Genomic DNA, 25,134 nt, shown 5'->3' on the forward strand with positions numbered 1-25,134 from the left:
CCCTCTTCAACCGCGGTGCCGCGCCCGGTTGGAGTAAGCACTCCGCCCAGGCCTGCTCCGTAGGCTCTGATGCGCTCGGCCAGGGTCCCCTGCGGATTGAGCTCCACGACAATTTCCTTGGCATTGAACTGGCGGCCTGTCTCCGGGTTGGTGCCGATATGCGAGGTAAGCACTTTCTTCACTTTCTTGGCTACGATCCACTTGCCGACACCTCTATCAGGGAAAGCGGTATCATTGCAGATGATGGTGAAATTCTTCTTGTCTGTAGTAAGAACGAGGTCAATCAGTTTCTCGGGCGTTCCCACGGCCAGGAATCCGCCCACCATGATGGTAGCGCCGTCAGGCACGAGTTTCAGGAACTGCTCCCTGCCGATGATGCTTTTCATGCTGGCTCCTAATGTAGTGATGATGGATTCATTATATAGAAGCAGCCTCATAAATAGCAACTGAGGGCATCCGTAACACTCCGAAAAATCTCCTTGACTCGAATCTCAAAAATCGATAAAATCAACCAAATTTCTCAGGATGGTTTTTTTGATACTGAGTACCGAAGAAATTCTGAATGCTGTTCCGGAGTGTTCGCTGATCAGAGGAAACCGGCATGGCACTTTCACAGGCATCACCACAGACAGCAGAAACGTGCGTGAAGGTGATATTTTCGTCTGTCTCACCGGCGAAAACCATGACGGATTCTCATTTGCAGAAGCAGCCTGCCGCTCCGGTGCCAAAGCACTTGTAGTATCAGGAACAAAGCAGTCTTATCCGCCCTGCTGCAACAGCGTTCTCTCTACACCTGACACCAGGACCTTTCTTTTAAAAATAGCCTCATTCATCCTGGAGAGGCAAAAAATGCCTGTAATCATGGTCACTGGAAGTTTCGGCAAGACCACGATCAAGGAATTTTTATCCGCACTGCTTTCCAGAAAGTACCGGATTCTGAAATCAACCGGGAATTTCAACAACAATGTCGGTCTACCCTTGAGCGTCTTCAGCATCAGGGATGAACACCAGCTGGCTGTACTTGAGATCGGCATGAATCACGCCGGTGAAATAGCCCAGATCGTCCGGCAGGTCAGGCCGGATTATGCGATCATCGGAAACATCGGGCCAGTGCATCTGGAATTTTTCCAGAATCTCTCAGGCATTGCAAAAGCCAAGCTGGAGTTGCTCTCCAATGCGAATCTCAACACTCTGGCCCTGATCAATGCGAGATTCCCCCTGTTGAGAAAAAACTTCCCCGCTGATTATCCAGGCAGCGTAATTTTCTACCGCTATGCTCTCCGGAAGAAGCTGTTGATTCCTGACATCGAGGAAACCTACGAATTCCCTGAGAATCTCCGTGAAACAATCTCAAACTATGTGCCGGCCATACTGCTTGCCAGAAAACTGGATGTACCGGAACAAGTCTGCCAGGAACTGCTCCTCTCCCCGCCGGTTATCCCTGGACGCTTTGAAATCAAGGATTTCAAAGGAGTCACAGTAATCAATGATTGCTACAACGCCAACCCGGTCAGCATGGAAACAGCCCTGAAACGGGCTGTACTCCTGAACGGGAGAAAGATCTTCATCCTGGGCGACATGCTCGAACTGGGATCAAGGGGAGCCGCATACCACTCCCGCCTTGGTGAACTGATCAGAAAAAAATATTCTCCTGAATTCCTGTTCACACTGGGAGAAAATGCCCAGCTGATCTGCAGAGAAGCAGGCAGAGGGAAAAAGTTTCAGTCCCTTCATTTCAACAATCTGACTGAACTTGCCGATAATTTAAGAGAGATTCTCAGGCCGGGCGATGTCGTACTCCTGAAAGCATCAAGAAAACTAAAACTGGAAAGATTAATCGAACTGTGTTTTACTACCTGATCAAAAATTACTTTGGCGACACGACTTTCAGCTTTATTATCATCAGAAGCGTGTTCGCCCTGCTGACATCGTTCATCATTACCCTGGTCCTGACTCCTGCCCTGATCAACAAGATGAAAGCCCGCCAGCTCTCCCAGCCGATCCGCGACGATGGGCCGAAGTCTCATCTCATCAATAAAAAAGGTACTCCCAGCATGGGCGGGCTCGGCGTCAACATCGCAGTGATACTTTCATCGTTTTTCTGGGCCAACCTCAACAACATCACTCTCTCCCTGTTCATTCTGTATATACCAATGGCCCTGCTCGGCCTGGTCGACGACCTGGAAAAGTATTACAAGTATTCCTCGAAGGGGATCACAGCCCGTGCTAAATTTCTCTGCCAGATTGCAATCTCGCTTCTGTTCGTGAATTACATCATCCACTGCAATCTGATAAAACCGACTCTGTACATCCCTGGTTTCATCCACGAAATTGACCTGGGCTGGTTCTATTTTGTCTTTGTGGTGATCGTGATCACTGCAGCGTCCAATGCCGTGAATCTGACAGACGGGCTGGACGGACTGGCCATGGGATGTTCAGGGATCACAGTGCTCAGTTATGGAGTGCTGGCCTACCTGAGCGGAAACGCCATCTACTCTGCCTATCTCAAAATCCCGCATATTCTGAACGCTGGAGAACTGCTTGTAGTGGCGGCAGCCATCCTGGGTGCCAGTCTGGGTTTCCTCTGGTACAATTCCTATCCAGCCCAGATTTTCATGGGGGACACCGGGTCCCTGGCGCTCGGGAGCATCATCGGCGGACTGGCCGTTCTGGTCAAGGGTGAACTGCTGCTCATCATCATCGGAGGCATCTTCGTGATCGAAGCCCTCTCTGTGATCATCCAGGTCGGATCATTCAAACTGCGCGGAAAAAGGGTTTTCAAGATGGCTCCTCTGCATCATCACTTTGAACTGCTGGGCTGGGCTGAACCGAAAATAGTCTTAAGATTCTGGCTGGTCACCTTTATCCTGATTTTGTTCGGATTCAGCCTGATCGGACTGAATATCCTGAAATGATCAAGATACCTGACAAAAACACCAAGATCACGCTGCTGGGGCTCGGCCTGTCCAATTATGGAGCAGCCCAGTTTCTGCATTCCAGGGGATACAAAAACATCTTCATTTCAGAGCTGAAGCCTGCTCTGCAGAATCAGTTTTATCCGAAGATCAGCCCCCTGGGAATTGCAGCCGAATTCGGCGGTCACACTGAAAAAGTCTGGCAGGATACGGGTCTCGTGCTGATCTCGCCGGGATTCCCGCCACATTCTGTTGTAATGGCTGAACTGGCTGCGCGGAAAATCCCCATACTCAGCGATATCGAGTTCGTCTACCGCTTTTTCCCTGAGAAGAAATTCATCTCAGTCACAGGCAGCAACGGGAAGTCAACCACAACCGCCCTGATCCACCACATTCTCCGCCACGCCGGGCTGCAGGTTTCAGTAGGCGGAAACATCGGGATTCCGATCTGCGAAGTATTCCAGCAGGAATCTGATCGTGATTACTTTGTGATTGAGACTTCTTCGTATGAGCTGGAATATACGGAATTTTTCAAGCCGGCAGCGGCTGTGTTTCTGAATCTCAGTCCGAATCACCTGGAACATCACGGGACTCTTGATAAATATCTGGCTGCCAAGGCGAAAAGCTTCACGAATCAGGATCAGACGGATCTGCTGGTACACCCCGACGACAGTGAAATCCTGGCCCAGTATCTGTTGCAGCATCGCGGCCGCAGAATCTCGTTCGGCTTTAACAGTGGGAGAATCTCCTGGCAGAATCACAATTTCACAGCCGGAGGGAAAAAACTTTTCAGCTCACGCGGGATTCAGCTGCTCGGCAGGCATAATCTGCTGAATGTGATGGCAGCCCTGGGGGTTGCCCTGGACCTGGGAATCACGGCTGAAATCTGCCATGAAGCGGTGAAATCCTTCCAGCCGCTCGAACACAGGCTGGAAACAGTCAAGGTCATCAGGGGAATCACACTTGTGAATGACTCGAAATCCACCACCATTGATTCAATGGTCAAAGCTCTGGAGAGTTTTCCAGGCGGCAGGAACGTGATCCTGCTCGCAGGAGGCAGGGACAAACTGACTCCTCTTGAACCTCTGTCGGAGATTTCCGCCTCGAAACTGAAGAGCGCGATCCTGTTCGGCGAAGCAGGCGTCCGTTTTCATGATTTTTTCAATAAAATCTGTGATTCGCACCTGCTCAAAACCATGGACGAAGCCCTGGTGCTGGCCATGGAACTTGCTGAGCGGGGGGACTTCATCCTGCTCTCGCCAGGCTGCTCAAGCTTCGATCAGTTCCAGAACTTTGAAGCCCGCGGAGAGTATTTCAAGCAGCTCGTATCCAAACTGTGATTCTTTTCAAACTTAACAGCAATGCTCCCACTCCCGTCATTCCTGCGCAAGCAGTGAAGAGACTCTTACAATTACTTTTGTTAGAGTCTCTCATCCATCCGCTCTGATTTCAAAACATCACAAGCCTTGTGACAAATTGGTTATCATGCTCCTTTAACCAAGCTGACTTCATGCAATTTATTCTTAAATACTCTTAATTTTTTTCACCTCATCCGGATTTCAGTCAGGAATGCTTCGGCTTTAGCAGTTAACCGATACTTCTGCAACCTGCTTTGCGGTTTGTCCGGGATAGTGCGTTCCAGCCAGCCTTCTTTCAGCAGCAGATCCAGGTAATTCCGCTGGAAAGTTTCACGGTGCTTGATGCCGGTCACTTTCTGGATCTCACTGCTTTTCAAGGCTTTTCCCTGACAGGCAGTCAGGACTTTGACAATCCAGGGTTCGACTTGTCCGGCGACTTGTCCGGTGACTTGTCCGGTAGCTTCCCCGGTAGCCAGGGAAAGATTTTGATTTTGTGATTGCGCTGGCAGTGCAATGCAGGTCATGAACACATCGCCTTCGGTCAATACAGGGTCTTTGTGGGCATAGATCCTGGAATAATGATAAAGGTTGCGCACGCCCGAACCAAGTTCGTCGGCAAGCCCGATTTCCCGGAATACCTTAGCGATAACCGGATTTTTCGGATGCGGCACAAAGCTGTCGGGATTGATCGGGCCTGAATCATGCGCAATACTGGCATTTTCGAAAACAACCCGGCTTTTTTCGATAATCATCTTGGCGACAAAGGCATTGGCGTATTCGCGGTGGATCAGGCTGTTCACCACAGCTTCGCGGAAAATTTTATCTCTCAGGCTGATCCGGATCTGGCCTTCCAGGAAAAAAGGATCATTCAAATGTTTGGCTGTAAAGGCCATCAGCCGTTCATAGCTGTCTATGAGATTAGTGCGGATGTCATCGCGGTCGTCATAGCGGTCAAGGTTGATTCTGCGAAGAAGCGCATCGGTTCTGTGATGAGGGCACGCAGCGATAATGGTCTGGTCTTTGCCGAACAGAAGAACTGCGGCAAGAGTGAGTCCTTCCTGTCCTGTCTGGATGTCCTTCCTGTACAATCCTGCACTGCGCAAAAGTTCTTCGTCTCCCATCTGCGACCATGCATGAGGGGTTTCCTGTCTGTTTGCAGCCATCATCCGGACGCGGTGGATGATTTCCGGGCGGAGATCTGTCAGTTCCGCGAAAGGATAAACCGTGTTTTCAGTGTGGATTTTCTGCTTTCTCAGGTAAAGAGTAGCAACCCGTTCCGTGTATCTGGTAATGTCAAAGTCCGAGTCCCCGTTGCGGTCGTAAATACGACCTCCGAGGCTATGCACCTGCGGACTTTCCGGCACATGAACGACAATCACAATCTTACCTTCAATTTCAACGATCTCGGGGGTGAGATGCAGCGGAGGATTGAATTTCTGTGGATTGTTCAGGGCAGTGACAAGATCTGCCGCGATTTTCCTGCAGAGTTCGCTCGAAACACCAACGACAGTTCCGTTATCTTTCACGCCAAGCAGCAAATGCCCGCCATTCCGATTGGAAAATGCGCAGACAGTTTCATAAACATCTCTGCTGAGTGAGTTCCTGCATTCCTTGAACTCAACCTGCAAGCCTTCGCCCTGCTTGATAATTGAAGCGATTTTAGACTTCATTAAATTTGTTCCTTCGACGAATTTCTCCCTGTTTTGAGATTCTCCACAAGCCTTGTGGAAAATCAACGGAACACGATTCGAATAAACATATCACTCCGGTTGTCTGTTCTCTAATTGTGCTCTTGCAGCTGCAATGACCGCATGCAACTTCTTTTCCAGCTCTTTCTTTGGTGGAAGCTCTGTCAGGTACTCAGCGACCCTGATGCCTGCCCTGTTGAGTTGAAGAAGTTCAACCGTTTCCCTGGAACCTTCAGAACAGAGAATCAGGCCCAGCGGGGTATCCTCGCCCTCAGTCATTGAATGTTTTTCTAGCCAGCGGAGATAGAGCTCCATCTGCCCCTTATAGGCAGCCTTGAACTTACCCAGTTTCAGTTCAATTGCAACCAGTCGTTTAAGCTGCCTGTGGAAGAAGAGCAGATCCAGGCTGTGATCTTCGCCGTCGATTGTCATCCGCATCTGTCTGGACACAAACGCGAATCCTGACCCGAGTTCCAGAAGAAAATGCTCAAGTTCATGCAGAATGGCGGATTCCAGATCACTCTCGCTGAACGTGTCCTTCAGGTTCAGGAAATCAAGTACATAAGGGTCCCTGAAAACAAGATCAGGCGAAACTTTGCCTGTTTCCCGCAAGTCTGCCAGTTCCTTTTTAATCAATTCTTCAGGTTTTTTAGAGATTGCCGTGCGTTCAAAAAGCATTGAGTCAATTTTCTGCCGCAGAGTCCGCACGCTCCAACACTCGACGCGGCACATCTCTGCGTAGAACTCTCGTTTCAGATCATCTTCCATCGGAATCAAGAGCACGAAATGGCTCCAACTCAATTGTTTCGACAGTGTCGAAACAATTTGAAGATCAGCGAACTGTTCTGAAAACCGCAGCATTCGGGACAGATTGGGTTTGGAGAAACCGTCTCCATAATCAATTTGCAGCTTCGCGCTCAGTGTCATTATGATCTGTTCGCCGTAAGCAGCCCGCTTACTGCATAGAATTTCATCCCGGATCCTTTTTCCGATCTTCCAGTATAGCATGGTCAGGGTGAAATTGACGGCACTGGCGACAGTTCCGCGGGCGTTTTCGATCAGGCTCCTGATGTCATTCACCAGAGCTTGGGGCATTATTGCTTTGATGCTTTTGTTTTTCATCTTGACTCCCTATTTTCTCACACATATCTCTGCAAGAATATTAAATCCAGGCTTACTCGTGGCAAGGTTCTTGACTTTGTGACTGTAACTTTGTCAAATGTATAGCCCCGGTACTGTTCCCCAGTGCAATCTTCCCATCAATTTCAACGATCTCGGGGGTGAGATGCAACGGAGGATTGAATTTCTGAGGATTGTTCAGGGCAGTGACAAGATCAGCAGCGATTTTCCTGCTGTGTTCGCTCGAAACGCCGATAACAGTGCCGTTATCTTTCACGCCAAGCAGCAAATGCCCGCCATTCCGATTGGCAAATGCGCAGACAGTCTCATAAACATCCCTGCTGAGGGAGTTTTTGCATTCCTTGAACTCAACCTGCAAGCCCTCTCCCTGCTTAATGATGTTGACGATTTTTGACTTCATTGTAATTGTTCCTTCGCCGGATTTTCCCTTACCCTGTGGGTTTAATCTTCTGATCTTGGATTCCTGTTTCTTCTCCCATCCCGTGTCTCTAATTGCTATATCCTCTCAATCAATGCTCATCCGCTCTCTGATCATTACATCCCGCTACATACACATGCCATTGCAATGCAACCAAATAACATCATTCCGCTACACCCTGTTACATACGCATTCACATTTCTCCCAACTCACTTATCTGAGCTGCAATTATCAACATGTACCCCTTAGAACATACCTGCAGAAGAAAATCCGCGATTCTGTTCTGCTCATTACATTGCCTTCAGCATAAACTGCTCCGGCACAGACACAGTCATGAGTTCTGCTGTCAAGATGCCTTTGTCTGCTAATACATTGATTGCCGCTTCCACATCCTGCCTGGAAAATTTTCCGGCTTTTTCCGGGGACCATTTCTGCAGGGAATCAAAAATCTCTTTGGCTGATGCCGACTTGGATTTGTTGACCAGATAGCAAATGCTGGAATAGAGTTCCAGATCGTGCTCAGCAGTTAACGAGTCCACTAAATCTGCGGCCTTTACGATAAAAGGTTCAAAGAATTCCATTTTTCCATGCGTCTGGTTGCTGATCAGAGTGGCTTTAAGATTCTTGGCCGCTTCAGATGACTTGATTTTGTAATATTCCTGGTATTCCTTGATCTGCTTGGCAAGAATCTCAATGGAATGGGCATAAGGACCGTACAAATAACCGTCAAATTTGAAAAAGTCCTGCTTAGAAAAGTAATTCATGAAAAAAGCGGCTTTCTGAAGCCTGGTTTTATTGAACTTCTTGAGTCTTGACTTGATCAGGATCAGGAAATAATGGGAAATTGTCAGCTTCGGTGCTTCAGAAACAGTATCTTTTCCATTCATAAAGCTTTCCGTCAAAAAAGGTTCATAAACAACAAAATCCACTTCTTCCAAAAGCGGTTTGATATGTTTTGAGACTATCTTCAAAACATCATTCCAATTTAAGCCGCCATTGCCGCAACCGAGCGGCGGAATGGCGATGGACTTGATTCCCAGTTCCCGGATCAGCTTGATGAGTTCAGCCATACCTTTTTCAATATATTCGAGCCTGGAATCTTCTCTCCATTTATCTTTAGTGGGAAAATTGATGATCCATTGCCCGTTTTCTTTGAAATAATGCAATTTACCGATGGCAAGAGCTTTGCTTTTGCAGGCCTTCTGATAATCAGCATTGTTTTCAGGGAATTTACACTTGAATTTATAGGCAATTCCCTTGCCCATATAGCCTTCGCAATTGACAGTATTGACAAGAGCTTCAGCCTTTTCCAGGAGAATATCGCCTTGTTTATAAATAATCATTGTTCACCCGTCCTCACAAACATCTCCGATAACACATCGATTTTCGGTGAGTACAGATTCTTGGAGTTTAAATACTTGACAATTTTCTTCATGGTTTCAGGTGTTCTGACATAGATGCAAAAAAAATCGCGGATTGTTATTACGCCTGGCGATAAGCATTCAGCCATGCAGACTTGTTTGCAATGTTCAGCGCGATAATCCCGTGTTTCCATGGCGTCCCAATCAATCTGCTCCATACCTTCAGCATAATCCAGTATTTCAGGTTCATCAAAAAATTGCCCTGATAGCGGGTGTTTGACAAGGATTTTGAAACCATTCTTTTTTGCATGTCCTCTGCGGATAGTGATCAGAATGAATTCCGTATCAGGATGAGCTTTGATGACAGCACCCTGAAAAGGATTTTTTGCGAAAAAATGAAAGGGCAGGAAATCATCAAGTTTGTAAGCTGTCCTTTTCTGAATTATCTCCTGATCTGCAATATCACAATACTTCAAACCAAGCCTGATAACTTCAGATCGAGGCAACAAGCCATGTTCAGCAATTGCAGGCAGATTTTTCAATGCCGTGAGATGATAGAGCAGCTTCTGATTTCTGATTTTCGTTTTTTCTGTCATATCATGCCTCTTATTATCCTACTTAATAAAAACTAACTCTTTTCCTTCCAATACACTGGGCCACTGGTCTTTCGAATCATCCTCTCAGGATTTATGGTATAATTAAATTGTCGTGAGCTAAACTCGGCCCCGTGCCGTGAGAACTTTCGGGTTCCTATACTCACGACCTTTTCTTTTTCAGTTTGATCTGATTTCAAAGGAAACTCTTCAGATCATTATTCCCTGACATTACTCCCCTCCTTTTATCAACACTTTACATCCAAACTATCCCATGTATTTCGTTCTTAAAGCATTTTCAATGTCTTTCTCCTCAATATCATCAAGGAACTCTTCAAAGTGAGTAAAATCAACAACATCAATGATAAAATACTCTTTCGAAAAACATTCGTTATCTTTAAAAGCATAATTCACTTCGAATTGAAAGAATCGTTCGATTTTTTCAGGTTCATTATCTTCACTTGGAGCAAATTGAAACATCGAGTTAAAGTTTTTACAGACAATCAAAGGATACTGGAGAGTATGCAAAATTGGATAATGCTCTTTTTCTTTTTCAAAAATAGCTTTTCCTTGTCTTTGGATGCTCCTGAAAAAAATCAAAGAATTAATGCATTGAGTGATTGCAGTGAAAAAAGGTTCTCTTTCAGATCCATCTGGCTTTTCCCCTGAAAACAGTTTCCCTACAGAGCAATCTGAAAGATAATGATGTTTTGAATAGTAGGTATTTCTATCTGGGGCTTTTATTCCTGCTACATGCTCAACTAGCTTAATGGCATTAACATGGTCTTTTACATCAGTCCAGAACACGAGGTTTTTATCGATATACTTACATTCAATAATCAACCTTAAATTGACAATTCCCTTTACTTCTTTATACCTATTGAGCATTTTAAATGATTTTTCAGCGATTATATCAACTTCCCGTGGTTTTTCTGAATAGCAATCGAGATAGTAGGGGCTGACTAAGACTTTCCATTCTTTTTCTCTAAGAAATTTCATTACCTGAAAATGAAAAGAGTTCCCGCTTTTTTCTATAATTTCTTTCAGGTTTTCCTTGGTTTTCATGGGTTAAATAAACTTTTCAATTTTATCCAATGCTTCTTTTTCTGTTTCCGCTACAAGTACAATCGATACACGACAGTCCAAGTATTTTGAATCACTACGATCAGATTGAGCTTCATCACTTGTGTCAAAAGGCCCGCGAACCACAATATTCCCTAGTGGATTGATCGCCTGGAATCCATACCAATACTTTGCTTTACCCATTACTTCCTCGCTTTTCAAGATCCATATTTTTCAACGAAGCAGAATCTTTTCTGATCTTTTTATAAGCTTCATTTGCGAGCAGACTGGTTATTGTTTTCTGAAAAGTCATATCATTCATGAACCGTGCAAAGATCTCTTCGTTTTGGTCCATGCGCTCAACAAACAGGGCTTCAAGCAGCGTCTTGAAAACCAGCTCAAACTTATCGCTTGGATTAACTGCTGCTGCTTGCTTTAGTTTCTCGTCTGATACTGCGGTTTCAATGATTTGATCAAAAAACAACTGATCTGCCTGGTTGAAATCAGTGCCAAATCTTTCATTAATAATATCAACAAGTACTGCTAAAGCTACTGTTTCTTCATGGACTGAGCCGCTGCCTACTTCGGTGGGGCCGTAAAGAGGTTTGCCGGAACCTTCCTTCAAGCTGATTGAACCTTCGCTGATCTTCTGTAAACGGTAATATTCTAGTTTCACATCATCATCGAAATTATAATTCGGTCCTCTCCTACGTTTTGGGAGTTTCGTAGCGAGGTGGCGGAGGAAAACATAAAGCTTTTCAAGATCAGAATCCTGATAGGGTATTACTTGACTTAAAAAACTATACAGGTTTCGAAATGCCAGCAAATTGCCTCGCCAAAGTTCCGCTTCATCTTCATTCTTCTTCTGTAAGCAGGAAAATCTTGAGACTGCAGGATCAAGCGCGGCATTTAACAACTTGTGATCAGCGGGACTCTGTTTCTGCTTAGGCTTGAAGTAAATCTCGCAAAATCTCAGCACTTCTTCATTCAAAAAAATACCGGATGACTCAAGCTCGGTTTTGATTTTATACATTTGCGCTGGATCAACTTGTTCTCCCATCTCAGAGCCTTCATAATAAGCCTTGAAAGCTTCACGGATTTCATCCCTGTCATTCATAAAATCAAGCACAAAAACGTCTTCTTTTAGAGGATGGATTCTGTTCAGACGGGAAAGAGTTTGCACAGCTTGAATACCGGCAAGCCTTTTGTCAACGTACATCGTATGCAGCAGCGGCTGGTCAAACCCTGTTTGGTATTTTTCGGCTACTAGGAGCACCTGATACTCTGAAGATGCGAATTTATCAGGCAGTTCTTTTTCACCGAGTCCGTTATTCATACCGACTTCAGTATAAGTCACTTTGGAAATTTTATCGTCAATGACTGTGCCTGAAAACGCTACCAATGTCTTTATAGAGTAGCCTTTCTTCTTGATGTATTTATCAAAGCTCAATTTGTAGCGCACTGCTTCAAGACGTGATCCTGTCACTACCATTGCTTTGGCATGGCCACCGATTTTATGCCTTGTTGATGCTTGGAAGTGTTCAATCATCACTTCGGTTTTCTGGGAAATATTATGGGGGTGCAATTTAAAGAATCTGGCTAAAGCTTTCGCACCCTTTTTTCTCTCAACATTCGGGTCACCCTGGCATGATTTTAGTAGTTTGTAATATGTTTTGTACGTTGTGTAATACTTAAGAACATCAAGAATGAACTTTTCTTCGATTGCCTGCCGCATGGTGTAGCGATGAAAGGGTTCTCCGCCACGTCCGAAAACCGCAAGCGTCTTATGCTTTGGTGTCGCAGTAAAGGCAAAAAAGCTCAAGTTTGCCTGCCTTCCCCTCTTTGCCATGCTCCGGTAAAGTTCCTCCATATTCGAATTTCCTTCTTCAATTGCCTGCAATTTAGCCTTTTTTAACAGGTCCTCACCACCAAGCACTTCTTTCAGATCAGTAGCAGTTTCGCCTCCCTGCGAACTGTGAGCTTCATCGACGATCACTGCGCATCGTCTTGTCGGTAAAGTCCCGGAACTGGAAGTTCCACGCTTTTCAGCCAATTTGAGCAACTGCTTGGAAACGAAAGGAAATTTTTGTAAAGTGGTAATGATGATGGGTACTGCAGATTCAAGAGCTTCCGCAAGCTGTTGAGAGCTTTCTTCAATCCTCTGCACTACACCTCGCTTGTGTTCGAACTGGTAAATTGCATCCTGCAATTGCTGATCAAGCACTATCCTGTCCGTGACAACGATCACGGAATCAAAAACGCGTTTATCTCCCGCATCATGCAGTGAAGCGAGTCTGTGGGAAAGCCAGGCAATGGTATTGCTTTTTCCGCTGCCTGCGGAGTGCTCAATCAGATAATTATTTCCAACGCCTTCGCTGCGTGCTGTGTCAACAATGGTTCTTACTGCTTGAAGCTGGTGATAACGGGGAAAAATCATCGATTCTTTTTTTATCTTTTGCCCTTCGTCGGTGCGGATTTCTTCAACTTGAAGATGGAGAAACTTAGCCAGCATGTCGAGCAGACTGTCCCGTTGCAAAATTTCTTCCCACAAGTAAGCTGTCCGGTAATTACGGCCTTCAGGGTCACAAGGGTTTCCCGCTCCGCCGTCACAGCCTTTATTGAAAGGTAGGAAGCGGGTAGAAAGTCCTGTTAATCTTGTAGTCATGTAAACTTCTTCCGTATCCACAGCAAAGTGGACAAGAGTGCGGCGTTTAAAATCGAAAATTGCATCACGCGGATCACGGTCTTTTCTATATTGCTGAATGGCATTGTCCACAGTCTGTCCTGTGAGAGGATTTTTCAATTCAACTGTGATGATTGGAATACCATTCAGGCTAATCACGACATCAATTGAGTTTTCAGATCGAGTTGAATAATGCAATTGCCGAGTGATACCGAGAATATTGGCATCATAGCCTTTTTCAAGCTCAGGATTCATTTCATGTGCAGCCTTAAAAAAAGCTACACGAAGGGTCTTACCGTAACATTTGAACCCATGTCTTAAAGTGGAAAGCGAGCCGTAAGTATCCATCCATTTGCACAAATCTCCAATGATCTGTTCGCTTGTTTGGTCTCCATGGAGTGCTTCTAACTTAGTCCACTCTTTAGGTTGTGTTTTGCGAATAAAATCGATGATTACATCAGGAAAAAGCGCTACTTCTTTGTTGAATGTGTCGGGTAAAATCTTATCAAACTTGTTTGACAGCAAACAAAGTTCAATGACAAATTCGAATGAGGCTTCTTTCAACGTTTGATTCAATGAATACCTTTTTTACAGTATTTGCTCTTCTTTGCAAGTTTTTCCAGCTGTTTAGCATATTCAATTAAAGCCCATTTAATTGCTATGCAGAACTCCGTATAACTTCCATCAGGATTACGATCACAGATTGTTTTAATATAATGTTTAGTTTTAGATTTCGTTAGTTTAGTATTACCATTTATCCAATCATTAATAACCCCCATTCTATCTTCTGCTAAGCTCTCGTGATTCAGCAGAAGTACACCTATTGTGACAACAGCTTTTCTCCCTATTGGAATAACGTGACCTTCAATATCAAACCTAAAATATTTTTCACAGTTATTATCTAACGGCGATACAAAATCTGCTCCTCCATTTTTCCACCATTTACCCTTTGCTTGTGCACCATATCGATATTTAGACTTCATCCCTTTATCGGGAAAACATGCAACCATATTTCGATAATTTAAATCTGAGCCCTTCGCTTCTTTGCGGCAAATACACTCAGGCTTGATATGTTCTATATGAGAATTGCTTAAATCTATTTTTTTCATTGTATATGCACACAACCAGCCCTGTTCTTCCAACAATTTTTTATGGAGATCATTTTTTTCTGGATTTCGGAGACAACCATAATTTTCATTTAATGTGTTACGGACACTCTTGACCCAAGCGATGTAATTACCTGGTGGGCCTTTTTTTTGGATGTATTTCATCTGCGTATTTCTCCATACGAGTCATTCGCGTCTCGAAAATCGCCCATTCGGGTAAATCTAATCCCATTTGTTGATAGATTTTAATTTTTTTCCTAGCTTTACTAAATTCTACTTTATTAATTAATTTATCCACCATGTGAATGGCTTCAGAAGCAAGAAATGGTCTTTCCTCAGTATCAAAGATTTTGCGCAAAATCGAATTAGAATCTAAACCATACGATCTTCCAGGTAATTTTGAAGATGGCGGCATAAGAATAACTTGCTCAGGTTTTACTTCAGAAATAACTTGTGGGGAGTGCGTAGTAGCAATAAATTGAATTTTTGGAAAAGTTTCAGTCAGCTGGTGAACTACTGTTCGTTGCCATTTGGGATGTAAGTGTAAGTCTATTTCATCAATTAATACAATACCTTTTCCATTTTTTAAAGGGTCCCTCATTGTCGGATTAGCCTGAGATAATCTTTTAGCAATTTCAAGAACCAATGCTAGCATACCCCGCTCTCCATCAGAAAGTTGAAGTACATTAAGCGTAGTACCCAGTTTATTAATAAACAAGCTTGGTTTAGGTTGTGATACAGCATGTAAATTAGAAAAACCAGGCATGAATCTTTCAGCAGCAATGCATAAGGATTTAACGTGCCTTTTAGCAGTAGGATCTTCTTTCCCTAACTTTTCTTGTGTTATCATCCACTGAGCAAAATCCCCGAGTTGCAAAAAACGATCATTAAATGCTTGATCAAATGCTCTTCCAGGACCTTTTGTAGTTTGTCTCGTGGTTAGAAAAAGTCCATGCATTGGTAAAGACCGTTTGATAGAAAAAAATAGCCCAATAGGTTGTCGTGTTGAATTTTTCAAGCTCTCATATGTGTACGTTTTAGGTAAAGATGTTTCTTCAGTGCGATCGAATTCTCTCCCGCCGTGCACCTTTTTATTTCTTGATTTTTCCAAATCAATTCTATTTCTATATCTTACAAATTTTACATCTTCATTTTTAAAGTTAAAAACACATTTGATCATGGACATAGAAGTGTTATTAGTATAATCACTCGTTCTGAGCATTGATAATTGTTCTTTTGCAGCAGTAAGTTTGGGATACATTTTTAGCATGCAAAATCGGAGAGCGTCTAATACCGTCGTTTTCCCCACTCCGTTAATTCCGACGATTAAATTCATACCGGGTTCAAAGTTAAATTCTGCATGTTTAAAGGTCCTAAAATTTGTAATCTCCAAATGCTTGATCATCATAAGCTACTTACCTCCTTACTACCCTTAACGACGGCATTGATTAAGGAAAGCCTTCTTTCATTCAAAAGCATCGTGGTTTGTTTCGTTAATCTATAGATACTATCAAGTTTTAGTAATTCTTTTTTAATGTAATCAACAATCACTGATTGTTCTGATATTGGAGGAACGGTTATAGGTAGAGATGAATATTTATTTGGATTTAAATTTGCTTGGCCAATTGATGGTAAAGCCTCAGATCGGGACCAAGATAATGAGTATGTAGAATTAAGAAAATAATTAACAAATTCAGGATTTACACCTTTTTTGCATCTAAGTCTTACAAGATAAGAGGATAATGAAACAGGGAAATCACCGAAACCTCTAAAGATAGCAACCTTTCCAATTTGATCTAGACTATTCGTACGATTAAAAACCAAGTCCCCTGGATTTAGTAATAATGAAGAATCAACACTGTCAATGAAGCCAACATTTTTAAAATCCAGCTCCATATTCTGAATATCACCCATTCTTAAAACAGCTACTTTGCCAACATCTCCAATAAGATCGGAAATACCATAATCGATGCGATCAAGGATTCTTTTAAGTTTAGTAATTTTCCAGTGCTCAGGAATTTTCCCTATCCATTTCACTCCTGAATCTTTAAACTTTACTTCTCGGCTAATACCCCTCAAAACCGTTTGAGTAATAAGCGCACGACGTTTTTCTTCAAGTATGGCTAACAGTTTTTCTTTTGCAGTTATTAATTCATCGATTTTAGACGTTTCTTTATCAAGGTAATCCGCAATGGAATTTTGTATAGAATACTCTGGTTTAGGAACTTGTAATGCTTTTATTTCATCAGTACTTAATTCTAAAAAAGTTGATCCTCGTCCTAATGACTGAAGCTTTTCCTTGTTTGCGAGAAGAAAGTAGTAATAAAAACGAGGATCAATAGACTTATTTGGAGTTAAAATAAAACATCCTTGATTTGAACAAGCATCAATATCAAGAATCGCAAGTTGTCCAATAGGTGCACGCTTGGTAAGAACAAGTGAACTTTTAGGTAAAACATTTACTCCACAATTATTATAACCAGCAAGAGAAATTTTTCTCGAAGTGTTGGTAAGTAGATACCCTGTTTTAACATTGCTAATGTCTTCAGGTGTTACCCAAGGAATGTCACCATTCCAGTAGCTCTCATTGGCGCTAGCTGGTGTTGCTCCACTAGTAACAGATAAAACATATTTAAGAGGTAGATAAAAAAAGTCCCTCAAACAGCAACCTCTTTAAGCAATCGCATGATTTCCTCTTCAGCTTTTTTTAGATCACCATTGATATCTTTCAACTCTCTTGGAGGAGTAAATGTATAAAAATACCTGTTGAAGTTGATTTCATACCCGATTTTGTCTTTTTCACGATCCATCCATGCATCCGGAACATGAGGAAGTACTTCTCTTTTGAAGTATTCGTCGATATCTTCCTTGAGCTTGATGTTTTCAAAATCCCTGAGATCCGGGTCTGGCTCGTACTCACAATTTCCTTTTAACATCCGCACTTTCTGCGCTTCTGGGTCTTTCTGCGTAAATACAATGCGGAAGAGTTTGAGTTCTGCAGATTTCCATTTTGAGCGGCGCTCATGCAGCAAATCGAGTATCTTTTCATTCATCTCGTTCCATTCGAGTTGAGGCTTGCGTCCGAAAGTCTTGTCTATAGCCTGAATGTCGTCTAGCAGATGCGGACAGGCATCCAGAAAACGGGCTTTATCTTCAAGTGTCATTTGATATCTCAGCCGTAATGGACGCTCTATAGTCACACGTGTATATCCGAAATCCGCATTATCAAAAATCTTCGATTTTTCAGATTCGACGAATTTGCTGTAGCAATTTACAATTTCGTCTATCTGATTAGGTTCGTCATCAACGCCTTCCCCGATTTTTCTCCTCTTGTCACCCAGACTTCTCCGCATCGGTAAGAAAATCTCACGAGCATCAATAAGCTGAATCTTCCCTTTACGGCGCTTTTCCTTTCGATTTGTGACAATCCAGATATAAGTGCCGATTCCAGTGTTATAAAACATTTGCTCTGGCAAGGCTATTATAGAATCAAGCCAATCATTCTCGATTATCCATTTTCTGATGTCACTCTCTCCTGAACCGGCTCCACCGGTAAACAGCGGCGAGCCGCTGAACACTATGCCCAGACGCGAACCATGTTTATGCTGTTTGGGAAGTACTGGTTCAAACTTGTTGATCATATGTTGCAGGAACAGCAAAGATCCATCATTCACTCTCGGCAGACCAGCGCCAAATCTGCCGCCATATCCAAGTTTGTCGTGCTCATTCATTATCTCTTTTTGCTGTTTTTTCCAGTCAACCCCGAAAGGCGGGTTTGTCAGGAAATAATCAAATTTTTCATCGTAAAACTTATCTTCAGTTAAAGAATCTCCAAAACGAATGTTTTCGCCGCTGCCATTGTGGTCAACCTGCTTCAAGAGCATGTCGGAGGCTGCTGTAGCAAAGGCTCTCTTGTTGTAATCCTGGCCATAAACATAAAGGAGAGCTTCAGATTGGTGTTCGCGCATATAATTTTGAGCCTCTGCCAGCATACCACCTGTACCGCATGCCGGGTCCAGCAGCTTGCGCACTGTTCCAGGGGTTGAAAGCAGATCGTCATCTTCATAAAACAGGATGTTCACCATTAACCGGATAACTTCGCGTGGAGTAAAATGGTCTCCTGCAGTTTCATTGGCAAGTTCATTGAACCGGCGGATCAGGTTTTCAAAAATCGAGCCCATGTCCTCATTCAAGACCTTGTCTGGGTGAAGATCTACATCACAGAATTTGGAAATCACGAGGAAGAGTATATTGGACTCATGCATTCTTTCGATTTCTGCTTCAAACTCGAAAAATTCAAATATCTTACGCACATTGGCTGAAAAGCCTTTGATGTAACTGACCAAATGCTTGTCAATATGATCCGGGTCGCCTTTAAGTTTTGAAAATGTGAGTGAAGAACGGTTATGAAATCGCTGCCCAGCCGCTTTATTCAATATAACATCAAGGGCATCTTCGTTTAATTTGCCCCCTTGTCGGCGATTGTATTCAGCTAAAACTTTGTCTTTAGAATCTGCTAATACACAGTCAAAACGGCGTAGAACAGTCAATGGAAGCATAACTCTTTCATATTGAGGCGGTCGATACGGACCTCGCAATAAATCAGCTATCTGCCATATCAGATTCGCGTGTTCCTGGTGATTAGACATAAAATCTCCCGTTTTTACTCAGCTTCATCTCCAGCTAAAATTTCCAATCTTCAGCTTTCATGAAGCTTTCCGGATAGCTCGTCCATACTAAAATTTGAGGGTTGATGGGTATGTTTGGTAAAGAATCTTCGGAGTTTACTCAACTTATCAGACATTGCTCACCTTGAATTCATTTACTCGGATTAGGGTTGTAGCATGTGTTAATTAAAGACACGAAAAATCCGACATTTTTTTTCTGATTTGAACATAGTTCAGGGTCCAGCTTTTTTACCATTATACCTTTGAAATTATTAAAACTCCATTAACACCCTATCCATTGATTCTCATCTCGCCTGATCGAACAGCAGTGTGACCAGCTCAATTCTCATAACTTACCGTCAGCCAGAAAGCTGTAATGCCCTTTCTGATTGAAAATGATGTGATCCAGCAGCTTGATGCCAAGGATTTCACCGGCATCTTTCAGTTTGCGCGTCAGATCGATATCTTCCCTGCTTGGCGTCAAGCCGCCTGCAGGATGATTGTGTGCAACTATGATAGAGCTGGCTCTATCAACAATCGGATCAGCAAATACTTCGCGGGGATGAACCAGGGTTTTATTCACAATTCCGATGGTTACAACCCTGACAGCAATCACTTCATTGGCACCATTGACTGAAATGCAGAGAAAATGCTCCTGCTTGCGGTCAGCGAAATTCGCAATCAGTGGCATAACATCTGTCGGGAATTTGATTTGCAGACCTTCAGGCTTGATCCTGCGGCGGGAGAATTCCAAAGCAGCTATGATGATTGAAGCCTTGGCCTGGCCGATCCCTTCAATTTCTGTAAGATCTTTCAAGCGTAATTTGCCCTTTGTTGAGTCGAATTTCTTGAGTATCTCATCAGCCAGCTTGAAAACATCGTGCTTTTCAGTGCCGCTGCCCAGAAGTATGGCGAGTAATTCCTTATCAGACAAGTACTCAGCGCCTTTAAGTGCCAGTTTTTCACGGGGAAAAGTGGATTTATCGCTGCCTTTTTTCATCACCCACCATGTCGTTTGTTATGCTGATATTTTACCTCAAATGACTGCAAATAAATAGTTCTGAAAAAATCCGAAAATATTTCTTGACCCTGACGTAACGTCATAGCTTATGATTTAATCAGGATGTAAGAGTCGTAACAGTTAAATTGGTAAATTGAGTTTGGCAAATTAAATCACAGGAACGGATGGATTCCTGCTTACGCAGGAATGACGGGAAGAAATAACCTGACTGTTACAATCTCAAGGGAGGAGATATGGAAGGGTATACAGTGAACAGGCTGGCTGAGATGGCTGATGTGAGTGTGCGCACGCTTCATCACTATGACCAGATCGGACTGTTAAAACCGGATACGCGAACCGAGGCCGGTTACAGGCTGTATGGAATGGCTAAGCTCTTGCGGCTGCAGCAGATCCTGTTTTACAGGGAACTGGGATTCGAATTGAAGGAAATCCGGAAAATACTTGATCATCCTGAATTCGAACCAGTCGGAGCCCTGGAAAATCACAGGGAACTTCTGGGGAAAAAGATCGCCAGGCTGAAAAAGCTCCTCGCTACAGTCGACAGTACCATCAAAGACCTGAAAGGAGAACGGAAAATGCTTAAAGATGAAGAATTATACGAAGGGTTTTCAAAAGAACAGATTGAGCGCTACAAAAAGGAAGTGCGTGAAAAGTACGATCCTGTGCTGGTGCAGGAATCAAAGCGCAGGATCGGGAAAATGTCTAAAGAGCAGTGGAATGCAGTCAAAACTGAAGGAGGCGAGATCGCCAGACTGCTGGGAAAGCTGCTGGGGCGCAAGTCGTCAGACCCTGAAGTCCAGAAGCTGATAGCCCGCCATCACGCCTGGATCGAGAACTTCTATCCTGCGCCGGCTGAAGTCTATCGCGGGCTCGGGCAGCTGTACACAGACAATCCGGAATTCAGGGCTTTCTATGAAAAGTACGGTAAAAACCTGGCGGATTTCATGAAAGAAGCGATTGAATATTACTGTGGACATGATCTGAAGAAGTAAGAAGAAACAGAGCTACAAATTGTGCGGAACGATTTACTGTTTCCAGATCAGAACGCAGTCCTGCTCGTTTCTCATCTTCAGGCCGTTCTTTCTGCAGAATTCCTCTATCAGCCTGTCAAATTTGTAGATTCCTTTTTCCAGTTGAACCGGTGTGTTAAGCACATCATATGGCGCAAAGACATCAACATACGTGTTTCCCAGGTATGTCAAAAAAGTTTGGGTGGTGTCTGGAGAACAGCCCACAGTCAACCCTGAAAGAAGATTGACAGGAGCCTGATCTTCGTGGCTTCTACCGGAATGAAGGGGCGAGGAGAATTCTTCGTTTGTTTCTAGGTTTTTCAGTGCTATTTCCTGATCAGAAAAACTGATTACTTTGAACGTTTCGATTGTGTCCCCCGGAGCTGCCAGAATAAAGGCGGTATCAGTGTTAAACGCAACCATCAGCATGATTCGCGGTTTGCCGTCAATCTCAGTCAGACCTTGATAGGAAATTTCCACCGGAATTCTATTTACTTTTCTCATTTCTGTTTTAATACTTTTCAAACTACCATCAGGGAGGTAAATAACCTCCATTTCATGATCCAATACAAGTTCCGGGTCAGGTATATACTTACTGTTTTTCCAGATCAGGTTGCTGTTCTCCCTGTAAATCAGGACTTGATCATTCTTTATTCTGAATTCCAGGCCAAGGCCTTCGAGCATGGTATAAATGGCATCCAGCCTGGAGATTGAATAGCACATCACCTTTTTGTGCAGTTTTTCAAGGCAAGGAGACAGATACACAGGTACACCCAGTTGAAATTGGGAAGAGAAAAAATCGAACAGGTTGCCGTCATAGATCAGATTGATCTTGCCTCTATATGATTCCAGTATCTTATCCTTTTCAAACAGCCGGGACAGCATCTTTTGTTCGAGCACCGCTTCTTTGCCGTTTTTCATTGCAATACATGCCTTAACCCAGTCTACGTCTTTAAGTGTGAAACCCCTGAAAGTCTCCCCTTTTTTCAGAAGCAGATGTACTTCTCCGGCTGGTTGATTGACCGTGAATATCCCATAATATTCATCATCGATTACGCTTATACCTTCAAAGACAAGCATCTCTGCAGTATATTCGATTTTTACAGGAGCAGGACTGATCTTTTCCAGGATCAAACCAGCCATTGCATAAAAAATCAGCATGAGCAGCGAACAATCTGTGATGAGAAGAATCAGGAACAGTCTCTTTTCAGGTTTGCTCTTACCCTTTTTTTTGTGAAGATTATAGGTTTTTTTGCATAGAAACGGCAGGGCTACGATAAAAACGATTTGAATGATATTTTCAAGTAAGGTTTGCAGAAGCGTTTGCCTGAGATCCATGTCAATGGACTCCTTTAGATGCCTCAAGGATGGATACCTGCTTCCGCAGGTATGGCGGGGTCATGTCTGGAATCAGCGCTGAGCTCCAGCTTCGAGCTTTTGAATGATCCGCTTCACGGTTTCCTTGACCTCAGTCACACTCTCGGCAGAGACCCACTCGTCATCCGAATGGATGTTGGCCCCATAGGTTCCAAAAACCACGGCCTCCCATTTGAAATCAGCGGAAAAGGCGTTGGCGTCCGACGGACCCATGCGGTAGATCGCCACTGGAACGCGGCCGTTGATTTCCCTGATCGAACTGTTCACGAGCTGGGAAAACTCGCTGTTCACAGGCTGCTGCCAGCCGCGCAGGAACTGGGGATTCCGCTTCAGGTAATCCACGCGTAGAGCTGCAAACCGCTTGATTTTCTTGGTCAGGTCCTGCTCGACATCCGACTGGGTTTCCGATGCGATGCTGTTGCGGTCTACAATGAAAAAGTTTTCTACGGGAGGCGGAAAGGGGCTGCCCTCGGAGAGAGTGTACCCGAGTTTCTCGGACAGTATCCCGATCTCTGCCTGATGTTCGTCCGAAGTCAGGCAGAACCTGGCGGTTTCAGGTATAGATAAGTAATAATTCCCATCCGCAGCCTGGTTTGGTTCAACGCAGAAACTGGAAATATCCTCGTATTTGAATGCGAGCCTTAACATGTCGACCGCCAGATTTCTGGACAGTTTCTCTCCTGAACCGTGTCTCGGTTCGCCTCTCAGGGAGTAGTATTTCCCGCTGGTCTGGTTTCTCGATCCCAGGCATCTGCGCACCCTGTAATAACCGGAACCCAGAATCGGATCGTATTTTTCAGACATCTCGCCCTCGATCAGACAGGCAGCCTGCAGCATTTCCAGAAAATCTCCGCTGATCCGGATCTCCTGCCTGCCGGTACCGCCGAGCCAGATCGAGGGATAGGACTTGAAAATCGCTTTGTATTTCTCATCAAAACAGGGCTCTCCAACCAGCACTCCATTCACTATTCCCTGAAACCATTCGTCTGATTGCAGGGCATAGACTCCGGCAGAATCGGTTTCCTCCCTGCACGTCAAGGCAAGCAGCACTTCCCCTGTTTTCACCAGTTCCCTGGATTCGATCAGCCCTGAAAAAAAGGCTGCCAGGCAGCCTTTGGTGTCATTGGCGCCCCGTCCATAGATGCGGCCCTTTATCTCCTGAGCTTCGTAAGGTGGGAACTGCCATTTTGCCGGGTCCTGAACTGTTTCAGTGTCCAGATGTGCCGATATTACGAGCCTGTATTTCCGGCCAAGCGAAACTCTGGCGAGCAGATTGGAGGATTTGCCTGACACAGGCTGCAGCCTGGATTCGATTCCAGCTGCTTTCAGTTGGTCGAATAGATAGGCTGAGAGTTCCTCTTCATTGCCGGACAGGGACCTGATCGTCAGGATCTTTTTCAGCAGAGTGATTTCATTGTTTTCCATTAGATTTCGGTAACATTTTCCCCGAGTATCCTGTTGATCTCATCCGTCATCGAGCGGAAAAGTTTCTGCTTATCCTTGTATGGCAGGAAAGCGCTCTTGATGCCTGCTTTGATCAGACGGATCAACTCATACAGGTTGAACTTGAAATGCTGGTGAGCGAGCCAGAGTTCACGGCTCACTGTAGTATTGGAAACAAGCCGGTTGTCTGTGTTGACTGTGACCCTCAGGCCGTAGTCATAGTAAAACCTGAGCGGATGCTCGGCGAAATTCTTGACTGATGAGGTCTGGATGTTTGAAGTCAGGCAGATTTCCAGCGGCATGCGGTGGTCGTTCACATAATTCAGCAGGTCCCCGTTTTCCTTGAGCCTGGTCCCATGCCCGATCCTGTGAGCGCCGCAGTAATGGATGGCCTGGCTGATACTCTCGGGTCCATAGGCCTCTCCTGCGTGCACAGTGCAGTTGACATTGTTCTTGAGCACCAGGTCAAAGGCTTCCCTGTGATGTTTGGCAGGATAGTCGGCCTCTGCGCCGGCCAGGTCGAATCCTACGACGCCTTTGTTTTTATAGGCCAGCGCGAGTTCCGCAAGTCTCAGCGAATAATCCGGACTGATATGGCGGATGCCGCAGATAATCACTCCGGTCTTGATCTGGAATTTTTTTTCAGCCATCTGCAGGCCGTCAATCACTGACTCCACGACCTCGGTCAGCTTGAGGTTCCGCTCCAGATGCAGGATCGGCGCATAGCGCACTTCCAGGTAGCGGATGTTCTCTTTCGCTGCGTCCTCGGCCAGCTCATATGCGGTGCGGATCAGAGCATCCTTTTCCTGCATCACCATCAGCGTGATGTCAAAGGCTTTGAGATAATCCACCAGTGAAGTGCAGTCAGCTTCCTTGACGACAATCTTGCGGATGCCTTCTTCATCGAAAGTCGGCAGTTTGACATTATTTTCCTTGGCCAGTTCCAGAATCGTGGAAAGTCTGAGCGACCCGTCCAGATGGCAGTGGAGATCTACCTTGGGAAGTTTTTGAAGAAGTTCCAGCGATACTTTCTGTATCTGTTCAGCCATAAATGAAATTACTCCTTGAATCTTGAAGTGTTATGAGTCTCTTTTAATGTTAATCCCGGGCAGCTTAAAATGCAATCTGGATATTTCAGGTCAGGATGAGATAAAATATCCGGATACGGTGAATATTCATAAAAAAGTGATCCTGGTTGGAAAAAAATAGCTGAATCTGGTAATATTTATTCGTAAAAAAGGATTTTATGCCGAAAACAGGGCTTTTTTCAGATAACACACAGATCATATTCT

21 protein-coding genes are annotated in these 25,134 nt (G+C 44.3%); 4 read left to right on the forward strand and 17 right to left on the reverse strand.

The features are described 5' to 3' along the window. The coding region (locus PHW04_07140; protein MDD2715651.1) for a branched-chain amino acid dehydrogenase at positions 1-386 on the reverse strand (386 nt) is incomplete at its 3' end. Between the two features lie 148 nt (positions 387-534). On the opposite strand from PHW04_07140, the gene murF reads away from it, so the two are divergent. From murF to murD, 3 genes are read left to right on the forward strand one after another with little or no spacing between them, the layout of a single operon-like run. Further along, positions 535-1,860, forward strand: coding sequence for a UDP-N-acetylmuramoyl-tripeptide--D-alanyl-D-alanine ligase (murF, locus tag PHW04_07145; GenBank protein MDD2715652.1), 1,326 nt, complete (start codon positions 535-537; stop codon positions 1,858-1,860). Continuing rightward, the gene (gene mraY, locus PHW04_07150; protein ID MDD2715653.1) at positions 1,845-2,915 is read left to right on the forward strand and encodes a phospho-N-acetylmuramoyl-pentapeptide-transferase; all 1,071 of its coding nucleotides are present in this window, start codon (positions 1,845-1,847) and stop codon (positions 2,913-2,915) included. The genes murF and mraY overlap by 16 nt, the downstream gene beginning before the upstream one ends. Beyond that, positions 2,912-4,255 carry a UDP-N-acetylmuramoyl-L-alanine--D-glutamate ligase gene (gene murD, locus PHW04_07155; GenBank protein ID MDD2715654.1) on the forward strand — a complete coding sequence of 448 codons (1,344 nt, stop codon included), beginning with the start codon at positions 2,912-2,914 and terminating at the stop codon, positions 4,253-4,255. The genes mraY and murD overlap by 4 nt, the downstream gene beginning before the upstream one ends. Before the next feature lie 203 nt (positions 4,256-4,458). Here murD and PHW04_07160 read toward each other — a convergent pair whose 3' ends face one another. The 13 genes from PHW04_07160 to radC form a co-directional block, all read right to left on the reverse strand. After that, the gene (locus PHW04_07160) at positions 4,459-5,943 is read right to left on the reverse strand and encodes a putative DNA binding domain-containing protein (protein MDD2715655.1); all 1,485 of its coding nucleotides are present in this window, start codon (positions 5,941-5,943) and stop codon (positions 4,459-4,461) included. Between the two features lie 90 nt (positions 5,944-6,033). Further along, positions 6,034-7,083: a PDDEXK nuclease domain-containing protein gene (locus PHW04_07165; protein MDD2715656.1), complete on the reverse strand. Its 1,050-nt coding sequence runs from the start codon at positions 7,081-7,083 to the stop codon at positions 6,034-6,036. A 52-nt stretch (positions 7,084-7,135) separates the two neighbouring features. Further along, a complete protein-coding gene (locus tag PHW04_07170) occupies positions 7,136-7,501 on the reverse strand; it encodes a putative DNA binding domain-containing protein (GenBank protein ID MDD2715657.1) in 366 nt (121 codons plus the stop codon). Between the two features lie 308 nt (positions 7,502-7,809). After that, positions 7,810-8,862 (reverse strand): macro domain-containing protein, encoded by a 1,053-nt coding sequence (locus PHW04_07175; GenBank protein ID MDD2715658.1) that lies wholly within the window; start codon positions 8,860-8,862, stop codon positions 7,810-7,812. After that, the gene (locus tag PHW04_07180; protein MDD2715659.1) at positions 8,859-9,476 is read right to left on the reverse strand and encodes a DarT ssDNA thymidine ADP-ribosyltransferase family protein; all 618 of its coding nucleotides are present in this window, start codon (positions 9,474-9,476) and stop codon (positions 8,859-8,861) included. Before PHW04_07180 ends, PHW04_07175 begins: the two co-directional genes overlap by 4 nt. 264 nt (positions 9,477-9,740) lie before the next feature. Beyond that, entirely contained in the window at positions 9,741-10,538 is a 798-nt protein-coding gene (locus tag PHW04_07185; protein MDD2715660.1) for a hypothetical protein, read from the reverse strand. Between the two features lie 3 nt (positions 10,539-10,541). Then, complete coding sequence (locus tag PHW04_07190; GenBank protein MDD2715661.1) at positions 10,542-10,739, reverse strand: hypothetical protein; 198 nt, start codon at positions 10,737-10,739, stop codon at positions 10,542-10,544. Then, the gene (locus tag PHW04_07195) at positions 10,732-13,782 is read right to left on the reverse strand and encodes a type I restriction endonuclease (GenBank protein MDD2715662.1); all 3,051 of its coding nucleotides are present in this window, start codon (positions 13,780-13,782) and stop codon (positions 10,732-10,734) included. Before PHW04_07195 ends, PHW04_07190 begins: the two co-directional genes overlap by 8 nt. 8 nt (positions 13,783-13,790) lie before the next feature. Beyond that, positions 13,791-14,489 (reverse strand): TIGR02646 family protein, encoded by a 699-nt coding sequence (locus tag PHW04_07200; GenBank protein ID MDD2715663.1) that lies wholly within the window; start codon positions 14,487-14,489, stop codon positions 13,791-13,793. After that, the gene (locus PHW04_07205; GenBank protein ID MDD2715664.1) at positions 14,455-15,732 is read right to left on the reverse strand and encodes an AAA family ATPase; all 1,278 of its coding nucleotides are present in this window, start codon (positions 15,730-15,732) and stop codon (positions 14,455-14,457) included. The genes PHW04_07200 and PHW04_07205 overlap by 35 nt, the downstream gene beginning before the upstream one ends. Continuing rightward, a complete protein-coding gene (locus PHW04_07210) occupies positions 15,729-16,985 on the reverse strand; it encodes a restriction endonuclease subunit S (GenBank protein ID MDD2715665.1) in 1,257 nt (418 codons plus the stop codon). The genes PHW04_07205 and PHW04_07210 overlap by 4 nt, the downstream gene beginning before the upstream one ends. Next, positions 16,982-18,973 (reverse strand): class I SAM-dependent DNA methyltransferase, encoded by a 1,992-nt coding sequence (locus tag PHW04_07215; protein ID MDD2715666.1) that lies wholly within the window; start codon positions 18,971-18,973, stop codon positions 16,982-16,984. Before PHW04_07215 ends, PHW04_07210 begins: the two co-directional genes overlap by 4 nt. Before the next feature lie 364 nt (positions 18,974-19,337). Beyond that, a complete protein-coding gene (radC, locus tag PHW04_07220; GenBank protein MDD2715667.1) occupies positions 19,338-19,991 on the reverse strand; it encodes a DNA repair protein RadC in 654 nt (217 codons plus the stop codon). A 254-nt stretch (positions 19,992-20,245) separates the two neighbouring features. Here radC and PHW04_07225 point away from each other — a divergent pair, with 254 nt between their 5' ends. Beyond that, on the forward strand, positions 20,246-21,004 hold the full coding sequence (locus tag PHW04_07225; GenBank protein ID MDD2715668.1) for a MerR family transcriptional regulator: 759 nt from the start codon (positions 20,246-20,248) through the stop codon (positions 21,002-21,004). A gap of 33 nt (positions 21,005-21,037) precedes the next feature. Here PHW04_07225 and PHW04_07230 read toward each other — a convergent pair whose 3' ends face one another. From PHW04_07230 to add, 3 genes are all read right to left on the reverse strand, one after another. Beyond that, entirely contained in the window at positions 21,038-22,360 is a 1,323-nt protein-coding gene (locus PHW04_07230; protein MDD2715669.1) for a hypothetical protein, read from the reverse strand. 72 nt (positions 22,361-22,432) lie between these two features. Beyond that, complete coding sequence (locus tag PHW04_07235; protein MDD2715670.1) at positions 22,433-23,824, reverse strand: M20/M25/M40 family metallo-hydrolase; 1,392 nt, start codon at positions 23,822-23,824, stop codon at positions 22,433-22,435. Then, the gene (gene add / locus PHW04_07240) at positions 23,824-24,891 is read right to left on the reverse strand and encodes an adenosine deaminase (GenBank protein MDD2715671.1); all 1,068 of its coding nucleotides are present in this window, start codon (positions 24,889-24,891) and stop codon (positions 23,824-23,826) included. Before add ends, PHW04_07235 begins: the two co-directional genes overlap by 1 nt. Between the last annotated feature and the right edge of the window lie 243 nt (positions 24,892-25,134).

This window comes from Candidatus Wallbacteria bacterium (assembly GCA_028687545.1).
In the GTDB taxonomy this organism is placed as follows: Bacteria; Muiribacteriota; JAQTZZ01; order JAQTZZ01; family JAQTZZ01; genus JAQTZZ01.